The 17014-nt window shown below is 67.6% G+C and carries 18 protein-coding genes; 8 read left to right on the top strand and 10 right to left on the bottom strand.

From position 1 onward, the window contains the following. Nucleotides 1-30 precede the first annotated feature (30 nt). Nucleotides 31-1254, bottom strand: coding sequence for a helix-turn-helix domain-containing protein (locus tag ACFQVD_RS36085; protein WP_343983862.1), 1224 nt, complete (start codon nucleotides 1252-1254; stop codon nucleotides 31-33). A 570-nt stretch (nucleotides 1255-1824) separates the two neighbouring features. Between ACFQVD_RS36085 and ACFQVD_RS36080 the strand changes: the two genes are divergently transcribed. The 3 genes from ACFQVD_RS36080 to ACFQVD_RS36070 are packed head-to-tail and all read left to right on the top strand — an operon-like array spanning nucleotide 1825 to nucleotide 3141. Continuing rightward, the gene (locus tag ACFQVD_RS36080) at nucleotides 1825-2217 is read left to right on the top strand and encodes a hypothetical protein (RefSeq protein ID WP_386273243.1); all 393 of its coding nucleotides are present in this window, start codon (nucleotides 1825-1827) and stop codon (nucleotides 2215-2217) included. After that, the gene (locus ACFQVD_RS36075) at nucleotides 2214-2567 is read left to right on the top strand and encodes a hypothetical protein (RefSeq protein ID WP_343969079.1); all 354 of its coding nucleotides are present in this window, start codon (nucleotides 2214-2216) and stop codon (nucleotides 2565-2567) included. The genes ACFQVD_RS36080 and ACFQVD_RS36075 overlap by 4 nt, the downstream gene beginning before the upstream one ends. After that, nucleotides 2524-3141: an ATP-binding protein gene (locus ACFQVD_RS36070; RefSeq protein WP_343969081.1), complete on the top strand. Its 618-nt coding sequence runs from the start codon at nucleotides 2524-2526 to the stop codon at nucleotides 3139-3141. The genes ACFQVD_RS36075 and ACFQVD_RS36070 overlap by 44 nt, the downstream gene beginning before the upstream one ends. A gap of 68 nt (nucleotides 3142-3209) precedes the next feature. Here ACFQVD_RS36070 and ACFQVD_RS36065 read toward each other — a convergent pair whose 3' ends face one another. Then, nucleotides 3210-3833, bottom strand: a complete 624-nt coding sequence (locus ACFQVD_RS36065) for a DUF4352 domain-containing protein (RefSeq protein ID WP_343969083.1) — start codon at nucleotides 3831-3833, stop codon at nucleotides 3210-3212. Between the two features lie 211 nt (nucleotides 3834-4044). Between ACFQVD_RS36065 and ACFQVD_RS36060 the strand changes: the two genes are divergently transcribed. From ACFQVD_RS36060 to ACFQVD_RS36050, 3 genes are all read left to right on the top strand, one after another. Next, on the top strand, nucleotides 4045-4191 hold the full coding sequence (locus ACFQVD_RS36060) for a hypothetical protein (RefSeq protein ID WP_343969085.1): 147 nt from the start codon (nucleotides 4045-4047) through the stop codon (nucleotides 4189-4191). A gap of 101 nt (nucleotides 4192-4292) precedes the next feature. Continuing rightward, nucleotides 4293-6929, top strand: coding sequence for a hypothetical protein (locus tag ACFQVD_RS36055; RefSeq protein WP_343969087.1), 2637 nt, complete (start codon nucleotides 4293-4295; stop codon nucleotides 6927-6929). Further along, complete coding sequence (locus ACFQVD_RS36050) at nucleotides 6926-7816, top strand: phosphotransferase enzyme family protein (RefSeq protein WP_343969089.1); 891 nt, start codon at nucleotides 6926-6928, stop codon at nucleotides 7814-7816. Before ACFQVD_RS36055 ends, ACFQVD_RS36050 begins: the two co-directional genes overlap by 4 nt. Here ACFQVD_RS36050 and ACFQVD_RS36045 read toward each other — a convergent pair whose 3' ends face one another. Both ACFQVD_RS36045 and ACFQVD_RS36040 read right to left on the bottom strand, forming a co-directional pair. After that, the gene (locus tag ACFQVD_RS36045; protein ID WP_343969091.1) at nucleotides 7817-9520 is read right to left on the bottom strand and encodes a S9 family peptidase; all 1704 of its coding nucleotides are present in this window, start codon (nucleotides 9518-9520) and stop codon (nucleotides 7817-7819) included. Nucleotides 9521-9558: 38 nt separating this feature from the next. Further along, on the bottom strand, nucleotides 9559-10836 hold the full coding sequence (locus tag ACFQVD_RS36040) for a helix-turn-helix domain-containing protein (protein WP_343969093.1): 1278 nt from the start codon (nucleotides 10834-10836) through the stop codon (nucleotides 9559-9561). Nucleotides 10837-11206: 370 nt separating this feature from the next. Between ACFQVD_RS36040 and ACFQVD_RS36035 the strand changes: the two genes are divergently transcribed. Both ACFQVD_RS36035 and ACFQVD_RS36030 read left to right on the top strand, forming a co-directional pair. Then, nucleotides 11207-11590 carry a hypothetical protein gene (locus tag ACFQVD_RS36035; protein ID WP_343969095.1) on the top strand — a complete coding sequence of 128 codons (384 nt, stop codon included), beginning with the start codon at nucleotides 11207-11209 and terminating at the stop codon, nucleotides 11588-11590. Then, complete coding sequence (locus ACFQVD_RS36030; protein WP_386368773.1) at nucleotides 11587-12435, top strand: ATP-binding protein; 849 nt, start codon at nucleotides 11587-11589, stop codon at nucleotides 12433-12435. Before ACFQVD_RS36035 ends, ACFQVD_RS36030 begins: the two co-directional genes overlap by 4 nt. 151 nt (nucleotides 12436-12586) lie before the next feature. Here the strand turns inward: ACFQVD_RS36030 and ACFQVD_RS36025 are convergent, their stop codons facing one another. From ACFQVD_RS36025 to ACFQVD_RS36000, 6 genes are all read right to left on the bottom strand, one after another. Beyond that, nucleotides 12587-13378: a MerR family transcriptional regulator gene (locus ACFQVD_RS36025; RefSeq protein ID WP_343969101.1), complete on the bottom strand. Its 792-nt coding sequence runs from the start codon at nucleotides 13376-13378 to the stop codon at nucleotides 12587-12589. Continuing rightward, the gene (locus ACFQVD_RS36020) at nucleotides 13375-14166 is read right to left on the bottom strand and encodes an alpha/beta fold hydrolase (protein ID WP_343969103.1); all 792 of its coding nucleotides are present in this window, start codon (nucleotides 14164-14166) and stop codon (nucleotides 13375-13377) included. The genes ACFQVD_RS36025 and ACFQVD_RS36020 overlap by 4 nt, the downstream gene beginning before the upstream one ends. A 266-nt stretch (nucleotides 14167-14432) precedes the next feature. After that, nucleotides 14433-15083 (bottom strand): restriction endonuclease, encoded by a 651-nt coding sequence (locus ACFQVD_RS36015; protein ID WP_343969105.1) that lies wholly within the window; start codon nucleotides 15081-15083, stop codon nucleotides 14433-14435. A 391-nt stretch (nucleotides 15084-15474) separates the two neighbouring features. After that, nucleotides 15475-16065: an NADPH-dependent FMN reductase gene (locus tag ACFQVD_RS36010; RefSeq protein ID WP_343969107.1), complete on the bottom strand. Its 591-nt coding sequence runs from the start codon at nucleotides 16063-16065 to the stop codon at nucleotides 15475-15477. Between the two features lie 100 nt (nucleotides 16066-16165). Further along, nucleotides 16166-16369 carry a hypothetical protein gene (locus ACFQVD_RS36005; protein WP_343969109.1) on the bottom strand — a complete coding sequence of 68 codons (204 nt, stop codon included), beginning with the start codon at nucleotides 16367-16369 and terminating at the stop codon, nucleotides 16166-16168. A gap of 169 nt (nucleotides 16370-16538) precedes the next feature. Continuing rightward, a complete protein-coding gene (locus ACFQVD_RS36000; RefSeq protein WP_386368771.1) occupies nucleotides 16539-16973 on the bottom strand; it encodes an SgcJ/EcaC family oxidoreductase in 435 nt (144 codons plus the stop codon). Between the last annotated feature and the right edge of the window lie 41 nt (nucleotides 16974-17014).

The following is a 17014-nucleotide window of genomic DNA, read 5'->3' as shown; positions in this document are numbered from 1 at the left end:
CGATGTCCACAACCGGCCATCCCGGATATGTCAGAGAATATGCATCCGAACACCCAGCCGACGGATCCGCTCCCGGTAGCTGTACCGCTCCAGATCCAGCAAGGTCCGTACAGCCTGCTGGGCCATCGGATGGTTGCGGACAAGCTGGGGAGCCACCTTCTCCGCGTGCTCCATCTCGGCCAGGGCGTCGTCGCGTTTGCCACACCAGAGCAGGCCTCGGGCGTGGTCGAGATGGTGGTGCCCGACGCGATTGGCCTGCATACCCTTCGGGAGGCGGACCGTCTTTCCGAGGGTCACGGCTCGGGGGCCGTCACCGAGCTCGACGGCGACGGCGACGCCGTGAATGTCGATGTTGTGTTGGTTACTGCACAACTCGTAGTAGTTGGTGCGCTGGCGAGCACCGAGCCGGGTGACCGCCTCGGCCGCGAGACGGTGCCGCGACCACGCTTCGTCGGCGTCGTTCTTGCGGGCCGCGGTGATCGCGGCCCGTAGTTGCAGGCCGCCCCAGACGGCCAGGGCCTCGGGCTTACCCGCGGCGTACTCGTCCTCGATGCTCGCGCAGGCCGAGTCAAGTACGGCGAGCGCGTCGTTCCATGAAGTGCTGGCCCATAGGTTTCGTATCCGCAGGTAAGCGGATACGGCACCGTGGTACGGGTCTCCCGAGCGTTCCGCAGCCCAGCGGACTCGGCTGGTGGCGATCAGGGAGAGGTCCGCGTACCCGAGGTTGTGGGCGATCGAGTTCGCCGTCTGGTAAGCGAAAGCGAGCAGTCCGAACGCCGCGCTCCGGTCAGGCTCGACGTACAGATGGGTGGCCGCCTGAAGTTCGGAGAGGAGGGGTGGCAACGCATCGGCCAGTTCCCCGTAGCGGGCTTCCAGACGCAACCAGCAGGCATGCTCGGTCGCGGCCCGAAGGTCGGGCAGTGACCGTACTTCACCGACCCATTCGGGGTCGAGGTCGTAGCGCTCCAGATGGCGGCGGATCTCGGGGATCGCAGAGTGTCCCCGATCCTCGGCGGGGGTGTCGCCTCGGTAGGGGCGTGCGGTGAGTTCGTTCGGATGCACGCGCAACACTCGGGCAACGGTGTTGATCAACGCAATGGAGTCAAGAGGGATGCTGTCGTTCTCGACGCCGGACACCCAGGACTGCGCCCGGCTGACGCGCCGGGCGAGTTCGGTCTGGGTGATGCCCAGGCGCTTACGAGCACGCCGTACGCGCTTTCCCACACTCTCTGCCGCCGGGTCTGAGTAGGTCATGGCCTCACGGTAACCCGCCTTGACTCTCTTGACTCCCTTCCCCGTCAAAGTATCAAGGACACTGATCTCCATATCTCTCCGCACTCATAGCTTCACTTTCCGTGAGGAGAAATGAGTGTGGGAGTGACAGCCGATACTCCCGTCACCTGGTGGTCGGAACGGCCGTCGAACGGCTCCAGCAGAAGCTCGCGGTGGGCACCCCTACGGACGCGCATCAACACGACGGGCCGGCGCTCGTGTTCGTACGGTGCGAACTCGTCGTGTGGCGCGACGGTTGGAACCGCTGGGTGGCAGATCGGCTGGGGCGCCCGTCGCGAGCGTGCCGTCTATGCGCGGCACCCGGCCGGGGCGCCCGGCATACCGCGTTCCGATACGCCGAACTCCGCGAAGCACATCAGGCGCCGGAACAGGCGACCAGACCCACCTGACGAATGCGCCGATCCCCACATGGAAACCCCTGATCACCGGCCAAGACACAGACGCGGCCGGTGACACCGCCAAAGAAGACGGCTCTGCCAGTCGAGTGGCTTCGCCTGGCAGAGCCTCGCCCGCACACTGGAGGTGCGAACTGTGCTCCACAGTAGTAGAACCCCGAAGATCATCCGGATCCGCTGGCATGCCGAGCAGCCGCCGACTCCCCTCGGGTGCCGCTGGTGCGGTCATCCCCCGTACGCGCACGACGCCGCCAGCCTGCCGCATCGGCCCACTCACCTGTGGGAGCAGCCCACCCCGGCCCAGGTCCGTGCCCGGATGACGGCCCGGCGTCGCCTTGGCCTGTGCGGCCGGCTGCCCGCGCCCGCCATGTCGACCACCATGGCTCCGCGCCCGACGAGCCGTTCCCTCGCGGGTTCTCCCACCGGCCGGGGACGCCACTCGCGACCGGCCCCGTCGTACGGGCGGGAGTCGCCGCCAGGGGTACGGCCCGGCAGGCGCGAGGCGTACCGGAAGGGGGTGACAGCATGAGCACACCTCTCGTCGAAACGGAGAACCTCCGACATGAACCCGGCGAGGACCCCCGCGCGCTGCGCACGCTGACGCTCCGCTTCCCCGAGTGGCGTCCCTGGTACGGCCCCGGACGCTGGTGGGCCCTCTCCCCCGCCCGCTACCGGCAGCGCGTCGGCCTCGTCGAGGCCGACACCCCCGCCGAACTCGCCGCCCGGATAGGGCACATCGAGGACTTCCACCCCCACCCCGAGGCCCCGGACAGGGACACCCAGGTCACGGTGAGCGACCAGAACAACGAGATCACCGGCAAGGGAGGTGACCGGGATGACCGTGCGACTGCTGTCCGTCCTCGTCGGCGTGCTCGCTGACCGATTCCGAACCAGCACCGGACCGGCCGCCGCGCTGTGGTCGCCGCATCTGGGCCGGATCCCCGGCTGGTCGACAACGCCGAACCACACCCCCGTCATCTCCCAGCGGTTCCCGGCCACCACCGACCAGGTCAGACCCGCGCGAAACTTCGTCGCCGAGATCCTCGGCGACGACCACCCGCTCCGCGACGACGCCATACTTCTCACCAGCGAACTCGCCACCAACGCCGTCGAACACACCACCAAACCGACCGACACCGAGCCGATCGATACCGAGCCAACCAACGCCGAACCAGCCGACACCCGACCAACCGACGCCAGAACGACCAGCACCAAAACTGCGGACCCCGAACCGAAGGGCCCGCCACGGGAGTTCGTCGTCACGGTGGCCTTCACCCTCAATGGCGTCATCATCACCGTCCAGGACCCCGGCTCCACACAGATCCCCCACGTCAAGAACTCCAGTCTGAACGCCACCGGCGGCCGAGGACTCCTCCTCGTCAATGAGCTCGCCACCCGCTGGGGCTTCCACCGCGACCCCACAGGAACCGTCATCTGGTTCGAACTCACCTAACAGACCGGCGTGACGACGCGAGGTTGAACAGGCACTGCCTATCCGAGAGAGAAGTGAACGCCTATCGATTACCGAAGGTCAACCCGGGCACCGGAGGAGAGGACCGAGTCGCGCAGCACCAGCGTGGTGAGCTTGGCACTCTTGGGTACGTCGTACAGCAGAATTCCCTTGACGCCGTTGCCGGGGTTGATCTGTTTGAGGTAGGCGTTGGAGTTCTTCAGGCGGATAACTGCAGTTCCGGAGTCGGCCTTGAACTCCTGGTACTTGCTGTCGAACAGCTTCTGGTTGTGGTCGGAGAACGTCGCGGCCTTATCCCCGACGTTCTTCACCGTCACATGGATCAGAACGAACTGCCCCTGAGCCTTCTTGGCGAGCAACCCCTGGCCCACCGCCGACCGCCTCTCCACCTTGGTCACCTTGAATGAGAACTTCCCGTCCCTGACCACATCACCGATTCCGGGCAACTTCGGCTTCGGAGACGGCTTCGGCGTCGACACCTCGGCGAGAACCTTCTCCGCTTTCTCCACGGGCATCCCCTGGGAGAAAGCGGGCGACGGAGTACCCATGGGCGTATACGCGAGACTCGACTCGTCCTTCGAACCGGTCCCGATGAGCACATACGCGAGCAGTGCCACGGGGGCCGCCACACCGACCAAGAGGAGCTTCAGGCATCCGCCTCCCGGCTTCTTCACAGGCTGCTGGTAGTTGTGGATGGTGATTCCTTCCCTCCTACTTCGGCGGTGAGGGAAGTTCCCGCATGCACGACCCCGGTTCGGGCGAGTCTACTCGGCCAGATCCGCTTCAGTTCAGAGAGATACCAGCACAGTTTCCCTCCGAGACACAGGCGGTCGTTGGAAGCATGGGGTGAGACAAGTACTGGCTAGTGGGACGGTGCGTGGACAGATGGTAAAGATCGATATCGAACCCCTTGAGCCCTTCCCCGAAGAGCCGGTGACACCCGCACCGGTCGAGGAACTGCTGGGGATCGCACCGGACTGGCTGGGCGGCCAGAGCGTCGACGACTACATCCGGGACGCGAGGCGCACTTAACCTCCCAGCGTGTATCACGACAACCCCCGCCCCGGTTTTGGGGACTACCGAAACCCCAGGTCAGCTTTACTTTCCCGGTCGCCGGATGATCCTCTGTCCGAGTGGACCTTGACCAGTTCTTTGCGTTCGGACCTGAGGTGCCGTTCACCGCGAAACGGGTGTTCACCGACCGGGAGGAGTACATCCGGGCGTTTCAGCAGCGGATTGCCGCACACCTGGCCGAGGAATGGCCCGTCGAGAGGCTGATGGATTTCCAACGGCCCGCCCGGAACGTGATGGGGCTGAGCGGGGAGGGCGGCATCGGGAAGTCCACGCTGATCCGTCATCTCGCAGACCTCGCCCAGAGCGGCGAATTCGACGGGCTCCCGGATGACCGCTCGGTCGCCGTCATCGACTTCGCGGACCTGTCGAGCCAGAGCTTCGAAACAGTACTGCTCCGGGTACGCGCCGCGCTGGGACGGCTGGGCAAGTCGTGGCCCGCCTTCGACATCGCGCTCTCGGCGTACTGGGAGCGCAAGCACCCCGGCGAGTCCCTGGTCCGCTTTCTGGGGAAGTCCTCCTCGGTCGGTGCCGTCTCCGATTCACTGCGCCTTTCCGAGCAGGTCGCGTCGAGCATCGACGGCCTGTTCGCGGGGCTCGGTGCCGTCACTACCGCCTACCGGGTGCTCGATCTGGTCGGCAGCTCCACACGGCAGTCGATCACCCTGCGACGACTCCGGCGTGACCTGCCGGCGTTCAGCCCGATCCTTCAGGAGGAGAGCCCGGACCGGATGCTCGGCTACCTGCCGATCCTGCTGAGCGCGGACCTGGAGCGGATCCGCCGGAAGAGCCCGGTACTGGCGCTCTGCGTACTCGACACGTTCGAGAACGTCCAGGTCCTGCCACCCGAGCGGGGCGGATTGGAGGATCTGGTCGTCCGGATGGCGTACCTGTTGCCCAACGTGTTCTTCACGGTCGGGAGCAGGCGCCCGCTGCGCTGGGATGACCCGGTACGCGGCGTCGGGCTGACGTACGGCGGGGCGCGACGATGGCCAGGGCTGGCCGATCTCACCGACCAGTTCCCGGTCGACGGCTTCGAGGCGGCGGACGCCGACCTGTTCCTGCGGGAGAGGCTGCTCGTCGACGACGAGCCGGCCATGGATGCCGAGGTGCGGGAGCGGATCGTGGCCGGTTCCGGAGGGTCTCCGCTCTATCTGGAGCTGTCGACGGGACTGTTCGAACAGCACCTGGCCCGGGGAGAGACTCCGGACCCCAAGGTGTTCGGCGAACCCTTTCCCGAGTTGGTCCTGCGGATGATGCGCGACCTGTCGCCCGAGGACCGGGACCTGCTCCGGGCCGCGGCGCTGCTGGAGGCGTTCGACGACCGGCTGCTGGCCGCGATCCTGCCCGAGGCGCGCGGCAGGCGGATCGAGGACTTCATCGCCCGACGCTTCGTACGGCACGATCCGACCGTGTGGCCGCCCTGCCGCCTGCACGAGAACCTGCGTCGCGGTGTCACCGACTGCGACGCGCACACCCCGGACGGATGGACCGCCCGGGAGCGGCGAGATCGGGCCTCGCAGGCTCTGGCGTATCTGACGGACTTCACGCTGTCGATCTGGGGTGACGACCCGCCGGACGAGCTGACCCCGGCCGACCACAGCCGCCGTACCGTCGCCGCCTTTCTCCTCGCCCTGCACGGCGCCGCCGAGCATGACGTCCTGCCACCGGGGCTGGGGCAGATGGCCTACACCCTGCGCTACCTGGGGCACTGGCAGGTGCTGACGTCACTGCCCAGGTTCAGCGCGTCTCCGCAGCTGGCCGCGCTCACAGAGGTGGCCAGGTTGACGGTCCAGGTGGACCAGGAGGCGACGGAGCGCCACACGGCCATGAAAGCGGCGGTCGAGAACGCCGGCGCGAGTCCGTACGCCGACTACTTTCATTTCGAACTCGGCAGCCTGGCCCAGTTCACCGGTGACCTGACCGACTCCGACCGCCATCTCGGCATGGTCGCCGACCAGCTCTCGCCGCTCGGCGTCGCTGCCCGGTTCGACCTGGCGGGCAACGCCTTCCGGCGCAGTCGTTACCCGGAGGTCGTACGGCAGATCGAGAGAAGGTCTGCAGGGACAAGGCTGGAACGGATCGGCACCGGTGACCTGATGGGTCATGTGTACCTGCACAACGCCCGGTTCCAGGAAGCGGCGGAGCTGTTCGCACAGGTCCTGGCCGAGGCACGGCAGGCGGACGTACCGCTCTGGGCGGCACGGGCCGCACGCCATCAGGCTCTCGCCTCCATGTGGTTCGATCCGGAGCTGACCCTCCGGACGGTTCCGGAGGCGCGTGAGCTCAACCAGTCGGTCGGGGAGGTTGTGGGGCTGGCCCAGTGCGACATGGCGGAGTCGATGGCCCACGCCATGCGAGGAGAGTGGGCCGTCGCCACCCGCCTGCTCGGCGAGGCTCGCCGGACCTTCGAGGCCGTCGGCGCCTCCGCCGAACTGCTGCCCATCGACGTGGTCGAGGTCCTGCAGCTCATCGCACGAGGCCAGGATGAGCAGGCCCTGGCCATCACGGTCCGCCTCGCGGAGGCGGCCGGATCCGAGGAGGCTTTCCTACCCGTGTGGTCGGCGGTCACCGCACTCTGGACCGGGCAGCCGGAACTGCACGACTTCACCCGGACAAGGTGGTTGGATCTTCCGGAGACGACACGGGAGCGGTGGGCACAACCGCTCCATCGACTGCGAGCGGGAGGCGGGTCATGAGGGTCTGCGGCCCGCTCGATGTCGGCGACAAACGAGGACTCATCCCGACCGGCCGCGTTCCAGCGGCCGAGATCGCCAAGGCGCGTGACGTGGCGCTCAAGAGTGCGGCGTTCGACGGCGTGGCCGGGCCGTACGATCCGGGGGCCACGGTGGTCTACGGTCGCCGGACGGCCGTCAAGGTTCAGCACCGCCTACACGAACGCCTTGGCACCGCGCTGCGGATGGAGTCGATGCGTAAGGCCGCGGGGCTCAGGGTTCCGGCCCTGCTGGACGCGGGCACCGTGCGGACCGCGTCCGGACCGCGATGGTGGCTCGTGCTGGAAAGGATCGGCGGCTCACCCGGCGAACGTCCGACTCCCGCCCAGCAACGCGGCCTGGGCGAGCAACTTCGCCGCTGGCACGGCGCCACGGACCAGGGCGGGCTGCGCCTGGACGAGCCCGGCGCGCTCGGGGTGCTGCTCGGCTCCGCGCGCAACCTCGCTGCCCGCGACTACCCGGCCATCTCGCACCTGTTCGACCAGGCGTGCGCGGGACAGCCGATGACGGCCATCCACGGGGACGCCGCCGTGGGACACAACGTCCTCTTCGAGGGCGACGACCTGCTCGCCGTCCTCGACCCGGGCGCGGTCGAGGTCGGGCCTCCCATGCTCGATCTCGCCTGGTGCCTCGCCGTCGACCTGCCACGCGGCGCTCATCCGCGATGGCTGCTGGAAGGGTACGGCACCGACGCGGTCGACCAGGAGGCACTTGATGCCTTGCTGCCGCTCATGATCCTGCGCAGGTTGATCGACACCCGGTTTGAGGGAAGCGCCGAGGACTCCCGATGGCTCGCAACCTGGCTGTCCGCGAACGCTCCCGGCCTACTGCCTCTGGCTTCGGCGCCGTGATCAGATTCCTGGTAGAAGAATGTGTTCCAATTCCACGCGGAGAACATGGCGAACATCAGCAGGTCTTCGCAGGGTGTGACCCGCTCCAGGGATGACGACCAGACGAGCATTGAGGCTCCTGGCCTGCTCCAGTGGGGTTACCCGATCCTCGTCTCCATGGATCAGAAGCAACGAACGCTGAATCGCGGCTTCTGATCCACCGGAAAACTCACCACGAAGCAACTCCGCATGATGGGCCTGGAACTTTGGTGCGGCTCTGCTCCAGCTCTCCAGATCGACCACGGCTGATCTGGCGATCCCAACCGCGAACACATCGGTGATCGCCAGGGCACGCAGAACGGTGTACCCGCCGGCACTGGCCCCCCAGATCGCCACCCGCCCGGGATCCGCCTGACCGGCGGAAACCAGGTGACGAGCCGCATCGGCGCAATCGGTGGCGTCGACCATCCCCCATCGATGATGAAGCCCTAACCGGTACGCGCGACCGTACCCAGTGCTCCCCCGGTAGTCGACATCAGCGACGGCGAAACCCCTGCTCGTGAAGTACTGCGCGTGCAGGTCCAGCCGTAGCGGCCAGTTCGCCGTCGGCCCCGGATGAGCCCGTACAAGCAGTGGCGGAGGCTCATCGCTTCCTCCCGAGGGCAGGTAGTAGAGGCCGTACGCCTCACCCCCGTCGCGGGTGCCGAAGGTGAAAGGCTCTGGCCGGACGAGCGATGCCTGGTCAAGAGTGACGTCGACCGGTGTGAGCTCATGAACGGCACCGCTGGTCTCGGCCAGCACCACCGTAGGCAACCGAGTAGGACTGGAGCCGATGAAGGTGACTTTCTCGTCTGCCGTCGCCAGGTAGGGCTTGATCGAGGTATACGGCAGCGCGAGCCGTTCCAGGTCACCGCCAGAGCGCCTTACCACCAAGGAATGCAACGGCCCCTGCTGGACGACCGCTATGACCTGGTCGCCCTGAAAAACATAAGTGCGATACCCGAACTCCCAGGGAGCCGCCGCGACCTCGAACTCCCCCGTGATGACCGGCTCGGCATGGCCGTCGCGCCAGGCGTACAGATTCCACCAGCCCGACCGGTCAGAGACGAAGTGCAACACCCCGTCGTCGCTCCACCGCGGCTGGCACACCGACTCCTCATCCCCGCCCGCGACCAGCCTCGTACCGGTAAGCACACCATCAGGCCCGATGTCAGCCAGCCAGAGCCGGGAACCGTCCCACGGCATGAGCGGCGCGTTCCATGAGACCCAGGCAAGCCGCTTCCCATCGGGACTGGGCTCCGGGGACATGTAGAAGTCCTCGCCGGAGGCGATGATCGACGGCTCAGCCGACAGAACGACCAGCTCGTTGTGGACGCCTGTCTCTTCATGACGTTCCCGTACGCAGACCAGCTCGCCGGTGCCCGGAAGAAGACGGAGATCGGCATAGCGCCAGGTTCCCGACGACGCGGAGGTCACCGGCACGGGATGTCCGCCGTCGCGTACGTGATAGACCCGCTGGTCATCCGCGTTGCAGAACCACAGGTCCCGCTCGGTGGCCAGGTAGGCGCCCCCGCCGTACTCATGCACGTAGGAGGCGACGTGGAACCCCTCCGGCAGCACGTCCTGCCGGCCCTCGGCAGCGGTCCAGCGCACGAGCACATCCCCGTCCGGCCGTCCCTCGATCCAGTAGACGGCCTCACCGACCGCTTGAACCGCGTCGTACAAGACGGTGGCGCAGGCGACGACCTCAGCGGGGATAGGGCTCACTCTTGCAATGATCGGACGAAGTCATCCAGTTCGCGAGCGACCTCGGGACGCCGGGGTGCCACCCGGTCGCGGAAGCGGTGGACCCGGGACATCCCGGCGACCGATCCTCTTCGGGCGAATACGGCGATCGCCTCTTGGGCCAGCCGTACGGCCTCGGCGGGTTCACCTTCTCCGAGGCGTGCCTGCGCCAGGTCCACGGTGAGTTCCGCCTTGCGGCGTACGCACGTGGTGGGAACCCCGCCGATGGCCTGCTCGAAGGAACGGGCGGCCTGGGCATAGTCACCGAGTTCGAGGAGGCAGTTGCCCTGGTAGCCGAGCAGTCGCTCGCGGTCGAAGTCGTACATCCATTCGTCCCGCTCGTCACCGGCCCGTTCCAGGGCTCTGTTCGCCCTGTTGAGTTCGGCCAGTGCCGCTCTGCCGTCGCCCGCGTGGACACGTGCGGTGGCACTCACGGCGTGCAGCCAGGACCTCGTCACGTGGGTGACAGAACGACCGGCCGTGTCCAGAGCCGTTGAGGCATGCCGAACGGCTTCATCGACCCGTCCGGCCGCATCCGCGGTGATGGAACGGTAAGCGCTGACGTAGGACCGAAGCCCTTTGTCGCCCGCTTCCCCAAGGGCGTCCAAGGCGGTGGCGTACCGATGTCCCATCGCGAAGTGGTCACCGAGATCGAACCAGATCCACGCCGCGAACCCGGCCGCCTCCCCCGCCGCATAGGCGATTCGCCGCCGCAGCTTGTCAGGGGCAGGAGCCTCCAGGAGAGAGCGTAGAAGGGCGAAGTGGCCGTCGACCGGAACGAGCATCTCGGCCGACGTCAGTTCGTGGTAGAGGCGGCGCTGACGCACGGTGATCATTTCGATGTCCTCCACCACGGTGGAGGTGATCGCCGAAGCGCGCTTGCCACACGTGCTGAGCCGTCCCCAGTCGACACCGGAATCCGGCGCCTCCGAACTGGGTCTCCGCGCGGCTTCGCTGCGGTGGCGGAGATGCGCCTGCTCGCGGATGACACCCGGGAGCATGCCGTTGAGCGTCCCGCCCGCGCCGAGCGCGGTGTCGCACGCGATGACCACGGACTCCGAGGGAGCGACCGAGGCCCGTTCCACGGCGCCGAGGTGTTGCCAGGAGTATCCGGTCAGCTCGCCGAGTTCCATCAGCGTGAGCGAGCGCGCCTTGCGGAGTTCGCGCATCCTGGACCCCAGCGCGGCGAGCAGTGACGAGCCCGGGTCGAGGGCCTTGGCCGGCCGCCCGCGACCCCCTTTCCTTTCGGTAGCCATTCGAACACTCCCTGCTGTTTTTGCTGTTCGTTGCGAGCAAATCAGGTCGTGCGGTCTGCTGTCAGCACCTTGAGCAAGCTGGATCGTGAGAGATGGACGCCCATGAGCACCGCCTCGATACATGCCCTCGATCGGCTGAAGAAACGCGCCCCCGAGCACGCGGGCGACGCCGCCCTGTCCGACGAAGCATGCCGAGGTATGGCGAAAACTCCCCCACGCGCCCCTACCGGCGGCGAGAACGAACGGCGACCCGATCCGACGGGGAACGGCGGACGCTCACGACCGGCGAGCCCAAGAACATCAAAAACGGCCCTGCCCGGCGAATGGCGTCGCCTGGCAGAGCCTCGCCCGCACACTGGAGGTGCGAACTGTGCTCCACAGTAGTAGAACCCCGAAGATCATCCGGATCCGCTGGCATGCCGAGCAGCCGCCGACTCCCCTCGGCTGTCGCTGGTGCGGCCATCCCCCCTACGCCCACGACGCCGCCAGCCTGCCGCACCGGCCCGATCACCTGTGGGAACAGCCCACCCCGGCCCAGGTCCGTACCCGCATGACGGCCCGGCGGCGTCTCGGGCTCTGCGGCCGGCTACCCGCGCCTCCCGTACCGACCATCGTGACCCCGCGTCCGACGAACCGTTCTCCCATCAGCCGGGGACGCCACGCGCGACCGGCCGCACCGTCGTACGGGCGGGAGTCGCCGCCAGGCCTGCGACCCAGCAGGCGCGAGGCGTACCGGAAGGGGGTGACAGCATGAGCACACCTCTCGTCGAATCGGAGAACCTCCGGCACGAACCCGGTGAGGACCTCCAGGCACTGCGCACGCTGACGCTCCGCTTCCCCGACTGGCGTCCCTGGTACGGCCACGCCACCGGACGCTGGTGGGCCCTCTCCCCCGCCCGCTACCGGCAGCGCGTCGGCCTGATCGAGGCCGACACCCCCGCCGAGCTGGCCGCACGGATGCAGCACATCGAGGACTTCGCCCTCAACCCGACCACCGGACAACCGTCGCGGTGCCGTACCCCGAAAACCCCGACGGGGACAACGAGATCACCGGCAAGGGAGGTGGCCGGGATGACCGTACGACTGCTGTCCGTCCTCGTCGGCGTGCTCGCTGACCGATTCCGAACCAGCACCGGACCGGCCGCCGCGCTGTGGTCGCCGCATCTGGGCCGGATCCCCGGCTGGTCGGCGACGCCGAACCACACCCCCGTCATCTCCCAGCGGTTCCCGGCCACCACCGACCAGGTCAGAGGCGCCCGTACCTTCGTCGCCGACATCCTCGGCGACGACCATCCGCTCCGCGACGACGCCATGCTCCTCACCAGCGAGCTGGCCACCAACGCCGTCGAACACTCGACCAGGCCGACCGGCATCACACCGGGCGACCGGCCACCGGAGTTCGTCGTCACGGTGGCCTTCACCCCGCACGGCGTCATCGTCACCGTCCAGGACCCCGGCTCCACCCGAATCCCCCGCGTCAGAAACTCCGATCTGGACGCCACCGGCGGCCGAGGACTCCTGCTCGTCAACGACCTCGCCACCCGCTGGGGCTTCCACCGCGACCCCACCGGAACCGTCCTCTGGTTCGAACTCACCTGACAGACCGGCGTGGCGGTGCGAGCAGCGCCGCCACGCCCTCGACCGACCAACCGTGACCAGGCGAAACCGTCGTACTCTCGCGCTCGCGTGTTTCACGAGGACGCCACTCCTGCTGGGGATACGGCCGCGGGGCTCAATCAGGTGGAGTCCGCTACGCGATGTCGATGCCGGCCGAACGCATTCTTGCCTCGAACAACGCCCTCAGTCGGATCCAGGCCGGCTTCTGCTCTTCTCCGTGGTGGGCGAGCAGCCCGTGCCGGATCGCGCCGTCGCTGCGGGCCCGGAGCCCGGCCGGGATGGGCAGCAGTGCGGGATGGGCGAGATAGTAGTCGGCCATGGCTGTGGCGAGTTCGTCGACCCGGGGGTCGTCCGGCTCCCACTCGGCGGCACACCACATGCGCTTGATCAGGGACATGTACCGAGGGTCGTCGAGGGCGCGCTCGACCTTGGTGACATAGTCGTCGAAGCCCTCCGGCACCAGGGCTCTGATCAGCACCAGGCCCTCCCGGGCCATCGTCACGTCGTCCGGGGTGAAGCCGAGATCGGCGGCCACCCTGTCCAGCTTCGCGAGAACGCGGTCGGGCAGCAGGGCCCGGTCGCCGGTGGCGAGCCGGTGCAGCGTGTCACGCCGCGCGATCAGATCGTCGATCCGGTCGGTGAGGCGCCGTTCGACGTCAACGAGTGCGGCGGCGAACCGGTCAGGGTCGGCGTCGAGTATGGCCCCGATCTCGGCCAGCGGTACTCCGGCGGCGGCCAGCGTCCGGATCTGGACCAGCCGCAGCAGGTCGGCCGATCCGTAGCGCCGGTAGCCGGAGTTGTCGCGTCGTGGTTCGTCGATCAGGCCGTGCCGGTGGTAGTGCCGTATGGTCTTCACCGTGACGCCGGCGAACGCCGCCGCCTGGCCGATCGTGACGCCGTCCGTCATCTGCTCTGCCGACCTCATGATCGTGAGGTGCCGGCGAGTTCGCGAACCGTGTCGGCGACGGCGCGGAAGTCCTTGCGCAGCAAGTTGCCGTGGTTGCCGGTGACCTTCGCGCTCATCGTGATGTTCGGGTTGCGGGCGAGCACGGGGGCGAGGGTGGCGCGCATCTGTTCCATCTCCTCCCGGCTGCCTCCGAGGTTGCCGCCCGTGGCGACCACGTACCGGACCGGGAAGGTCACATTGTCCAGGAGCGGGCCGAGGGCGGCGCAGACCTCGACGAGCTCGATGTTGCTCTGGGCATGCTCCTCGGCGGACATCTTCGCGCACAAGTGCAGTGGACGCAGCACCGGAAACAGCCAGCCCCACCGGCGAAACAGCCCTCTGATCCGTTCCGGGGTGACGGTGTCGGTCCAGCCGTGCGGGTACGAGCCGTCCACGGACACCACCCCCAGGACGCGGTCCGGATTCCGGCCGGCCCAGTGCAGCGCGATCGGCGCGCCGTAGGACCAGCCGACCAGAAGCGGCCGGTCCACGCCCCTCGCCGCAAGGACGGCGTCGACGTCACGGACGTGCGCCTCGAACGAAGCGGCCGCGGCCGAACGCTTCGATCGGCCGCGGGCCCGCATGTCGTAGGTGATGTGCCGGTAGTCGCTGCCGAGTTCGGCGATGACGCGCCGCCAGTACGACTGAGTGGCGAACTGGCCATTGAGGTAGACCACGGGACGACCGGGCCCACCGGTGTCGGTAACGGCCAGCGCGGTGTCGTCGACCGGCACCATGCCGGTCCAGGTGGAGTTCACGTTGGTCACCCGTTCAGCGTGCGCCCTGACCTAAGGTCAAGGTCAACCCTCGGGGTGACACCCACGTTCGGTGATGCCGCGTTCATGGGGCTACGGCGCCGGCCACTGGTGTCGTACGGGGTGACTCGTTCGCCTACCTGGCGATACGCCCGGCCCTGAAGGGTGCCAGAGCCGAGTTCGGGGCACGTGCCTACGGAGCCGTATGGCAAGGAGGCCGCGCCCCCGATGCAAGCCGCCACACGGCTTGCCGCACAGCCCCAGGGGAAGATACGTGATCAGCATTGGTGTCGAGGAGGCCATAAGCCGCCGGTTGCGCACGCTGACGGAGCAAGGGCGGAGGCTCCGTTCAGCCAGGCGGCGAGTTGCTCGCGGTCGATCAGAAGCAGGTTCGTTCCCGCCGCGCACTGTTTGGCCGGGGCGGTGAAGCGCGTCGTGGTGACGAGAACACCCCGGTGCTCGGGATAGGCGTGCAGGGCACCGAGGAGGTTTCGGACCTCGGGCGAGCCGACGGATTTGGCCCAGCGCTTGCACTGGATGACGAAGAGGTCTCCGGCGGGCGCGGTTCCGATGACGTCGACACCGCCGTCACCACTGCCACCGATTCTGCGGACCTTGTGAAACCCGTCCCGCCTGAGCAGTGCCTCGACGAGTGACTCGAACTCAACGCCGGTCATCCGGTCGACGCGTTCGAGGCGGGCGTTGTCTCTCAGCCACTCCCGCTGCCGGGCGTCGATCGTTCGACGTCGGAGCACGAGCAGGCCGACCAACCCCGCCACCAGCAGGACCGTGAGACCGATGATCAGTGGCCGATTGGCGACGACCACATCGATGAGCCACCTGGCGACCACCAGGAAGACTGCGATGGCCACCGGCCAGAGCAACCAGTCCACGTTGCCCTGACCACGGCGTGATCTTCGTCGTGCCATCGGCGGCCTCCGGGGGTGAGGTTGGGGAGTTTCCGCCGATGATGACGGCGAGGACCGACAGTTTTCGAGGATGTCCCGAGGTCAGGCCCTTTTGGAGGAATTCGTGCCGGCCGCTGATGCCCGCGTCCAGGCGGGCGATCTGCAGCAGGTCGATGATCAGGTTCTGCGGGCGTTTCACACCGTCCAGGAGCACCTTGCCCGTCGCCGGCCAGTCGGTCTCCTCCGGGTACAGGAGCGCTTCGCGGGACTCGCTGTCGTCGGCGGTTCCTTCACCCAACGGGAGACCACCCAGGTAGGGGATCAGAGCCTGGGGGGTCTTCCCCTGACCAGTGGGGACGCAGGTCCATGGCCGGTTCGGAGCCGACCGGCACTTTACCGGCCTCGCTGAGGGTCAGACGGCGTAGGGGCGGGCGGTCCTGCCCGCGTCCAGTGTCCGGGCCCACCAAACGAGCCGGTCGAGCAGGATGTCGGCCGCTCTCGTGCAGCCCTCCGGGTTGGTGGGGTCACCCTTGTCGTCGAACTGGCCGGCGCCGTGAAAGCTGACGGTGTCCCGGATTCCCACCGCGTGCAGTTCGGCGAAGACCAGACGCAGGTGCTCCACCGCCCGCAGTCCACCGGACAGGCCACCGTAGGAGACGAAGCCCACCGGTTTGGCCCGCCACTGCTTGTAGTGGCGATCAATGACGTTCTTCAGCGACGCGGGGAAGCTGTGGTTGTACTCCGGCGTCACGATGACGAACGCGTCGGCGGTGTCCAACCGCGATGTCAGGCTCGCAAGAGCCTGTGCCGTCTCAGGGGACGGCGCCGGCCCGGGTTCCGGCAGCGTCAGGGGGAGCGGGACCTCAGCCAGGTCGACGACATCGACGTCGAACTCTCCATGCCGGCGGGCCTGACGAGCGAACCAGTTCGCGACGGTCGGGCCGAACCGGCCCGACCTGACGCTGCCGACGATGACGACGAGCCTGATCGGCTTCTCGGACATGAGTAGGACTCCTGGAAGGTCAATGGGGATCGCGGCGCTGTGATGGTCCCGGCGTCACGGGTGACGGCCGATCCGCCCAGCCGCCATGTGGAGAGCACCGCTACAGGACCGACGGCCCCGGCGAACGTGCGGGTGATGCCCCTCCGCGCCTTAGGTTGCGCGACAGCCAGAACTGAGGCTGGGTGTACCCGTGCTTGGCCTGCTCCGCCCTGGTGAACGCGATGAGGGCCTCGTAGGCCACTCCCGTCCAGTACGCGGCCGGCTGTGCGGCCAACTGGGCGTCGGAAATGTGCTGCGTCGTCATCGCTGCTCCTGCGAGTGATCACCGGTGAAGGACAGTGCGGACCCGGTCGCTGTGATGACCGGAGGCGTCACGGTGTTCTTCCGGGTGGCCCCATCCGTCGTGACCGTCCACGCTGATCAGCCGAGTTGAAGCTTGGGCGGCGGTCGACGGGCCGGTGGCGTCAGATGGTTCAGAGGTTCTCGAAGACCTGGGTGTTCTGGGCGGCCGCGATCTTCCAGAGGCCTTCTTCCTTGGCGAGGATGTAGAAGGGGCGTCCTTCGGGGCCGTCGGCGGGGGTGCCGTCAGGGGTGAGGGGGACCTGATGGACGTTGACGGCGGCCACGTCCGGGCGGATGAAGAGGATCCGAACCGGGGTGTAGGCGGCGGTTCCGTACTGGGTCGAGCCCGGAAGGACCTGGGCGGTGAAGTCGTGGATGGTCTCCCAGCCGGAAAGGCGTTTGCCGTGCCCGGTCGTCCAGACCGGGTCCGCTTTACGGAACAGACTGAGAAAAGCCTCGACCTGCTCGTTCTGCTGGGCTTCCTGAACCGCGGCCACCAGGCCGACGATCGCGTCCACATCGCTCTGCGGGTCGTCCGCAACGCCGAAGATCTCAAGATTCATCATCGCTCCTCCGAATATCGGTCGGGCAAGCCCGTTGCGATGAA

Origin of the sequence: Streptosporangium amethystogenes subsp. fukuiense, assembly GCF_042665875.1 — a bacterium.
In the GTDB taxonomy this organism is placed as follows: Bacteria; Actinomycetota; Actinomycetes; order Streptosporangiales; family Streptosporangiaceae; genus Streptosporangium; species Streptosporangium fukuiense.
Note: the sequence above shows the minus strand (reverse complement) of the source record. Positions and strands in the feature narration are given on the sequence as shown.

Excerpts from the sequence above, each read along its gene's own strand:
- ACFQVD_RS36085 (WP_343983862.1), bottom strand. The coding sequence starts at position 1,254 with ATGACCTACTCAGACCCGGCGGCAGAGAGTGTGGGAAAGCGCGTACGG.
- ACFQVD_RS36075 (WP_343969079.1), top strand. The coding sequence starts at position 2,214 with ATGAGCACACCTCTCGTCGAAACGGAGAACCTCCGACATGAACCCGGC.
- ACFQVD_RS36070 (WP_343969081.1), top strand. The coding sequence starts at position 2,524 with ATGACCGTGCGACTGCTGTCCGTCCTCGTCGGCGTGCTCGCTGACCGA.
- ACFQVD_RS36060 (WP_343969085.1), top strand. The coding sequence starts at position 4,045 with ATGGTAAAGATCGATATCGAACCCCTTGAGCCCTTCCCCGAAGAGCCG.
- ACFQVD_RS36050 (WP_343969089.1), top strand. The coding sequence starts at position 6,926 with ATGAGGGTCTGCGGCCCGCTCGATGTCGGCGACAAACGAGGACTCATC.
- ACFQVD_RS36040 (WP_343969093.1), bottom strand. The coding sequence starts at position 10,836 with ATGGCTACCGAAAGGAAAGGGGGTCGCGGGCGGCCGGCCAAGGCCCTC.
- ACFQVD_RS36030 (WP_386368773.1), top strand. The coding sequence starts at position 11,587 with ATGAGCACACCTCTCGTCGAATCGGAGAACCTCCGGCACGAACCCGGT.
- ACFQVD_RS36025 (WP_343969101.1), bottom strand. The coding sequence starts at position 13,378 with ATGAGGTCGGCAGAGCAGATGACGGACGGCGTCACGATCGGCCAGGCG.
- ACFQVD_RS36015 (WP_343969105.1), bottom strand. The coding sequence starts at position 15,083 with ATGGCACGACGAAGATCACGCCGTGGTCAGGGCAACGTGGACTGGTTG.
- ACFQVD_RS36010 (WP_343969107.1), bottom strand. The coding sequence starts at position 16,065 with ATGTCCGAGAAGCCGATCAGGCTCGTCGTCATCGTCGGCAGCGTCAGG.
- ACFQVD_RS36005 (WP_343969109.1), bottom strand. The coding sequence starts at position 16,369 with ATGACGACGCAGCACATTTCCGACGCCCAGTTGGCCGCACAGCCGGCC.
- ACFQVD_RS36000 (WP_386368771.1), bottom strand. The coding sequence starts at position 16,973 with ATGATGAATCTTGAGATCTTCGGCGTTGCGGACGACCCGCAGAGCGAT.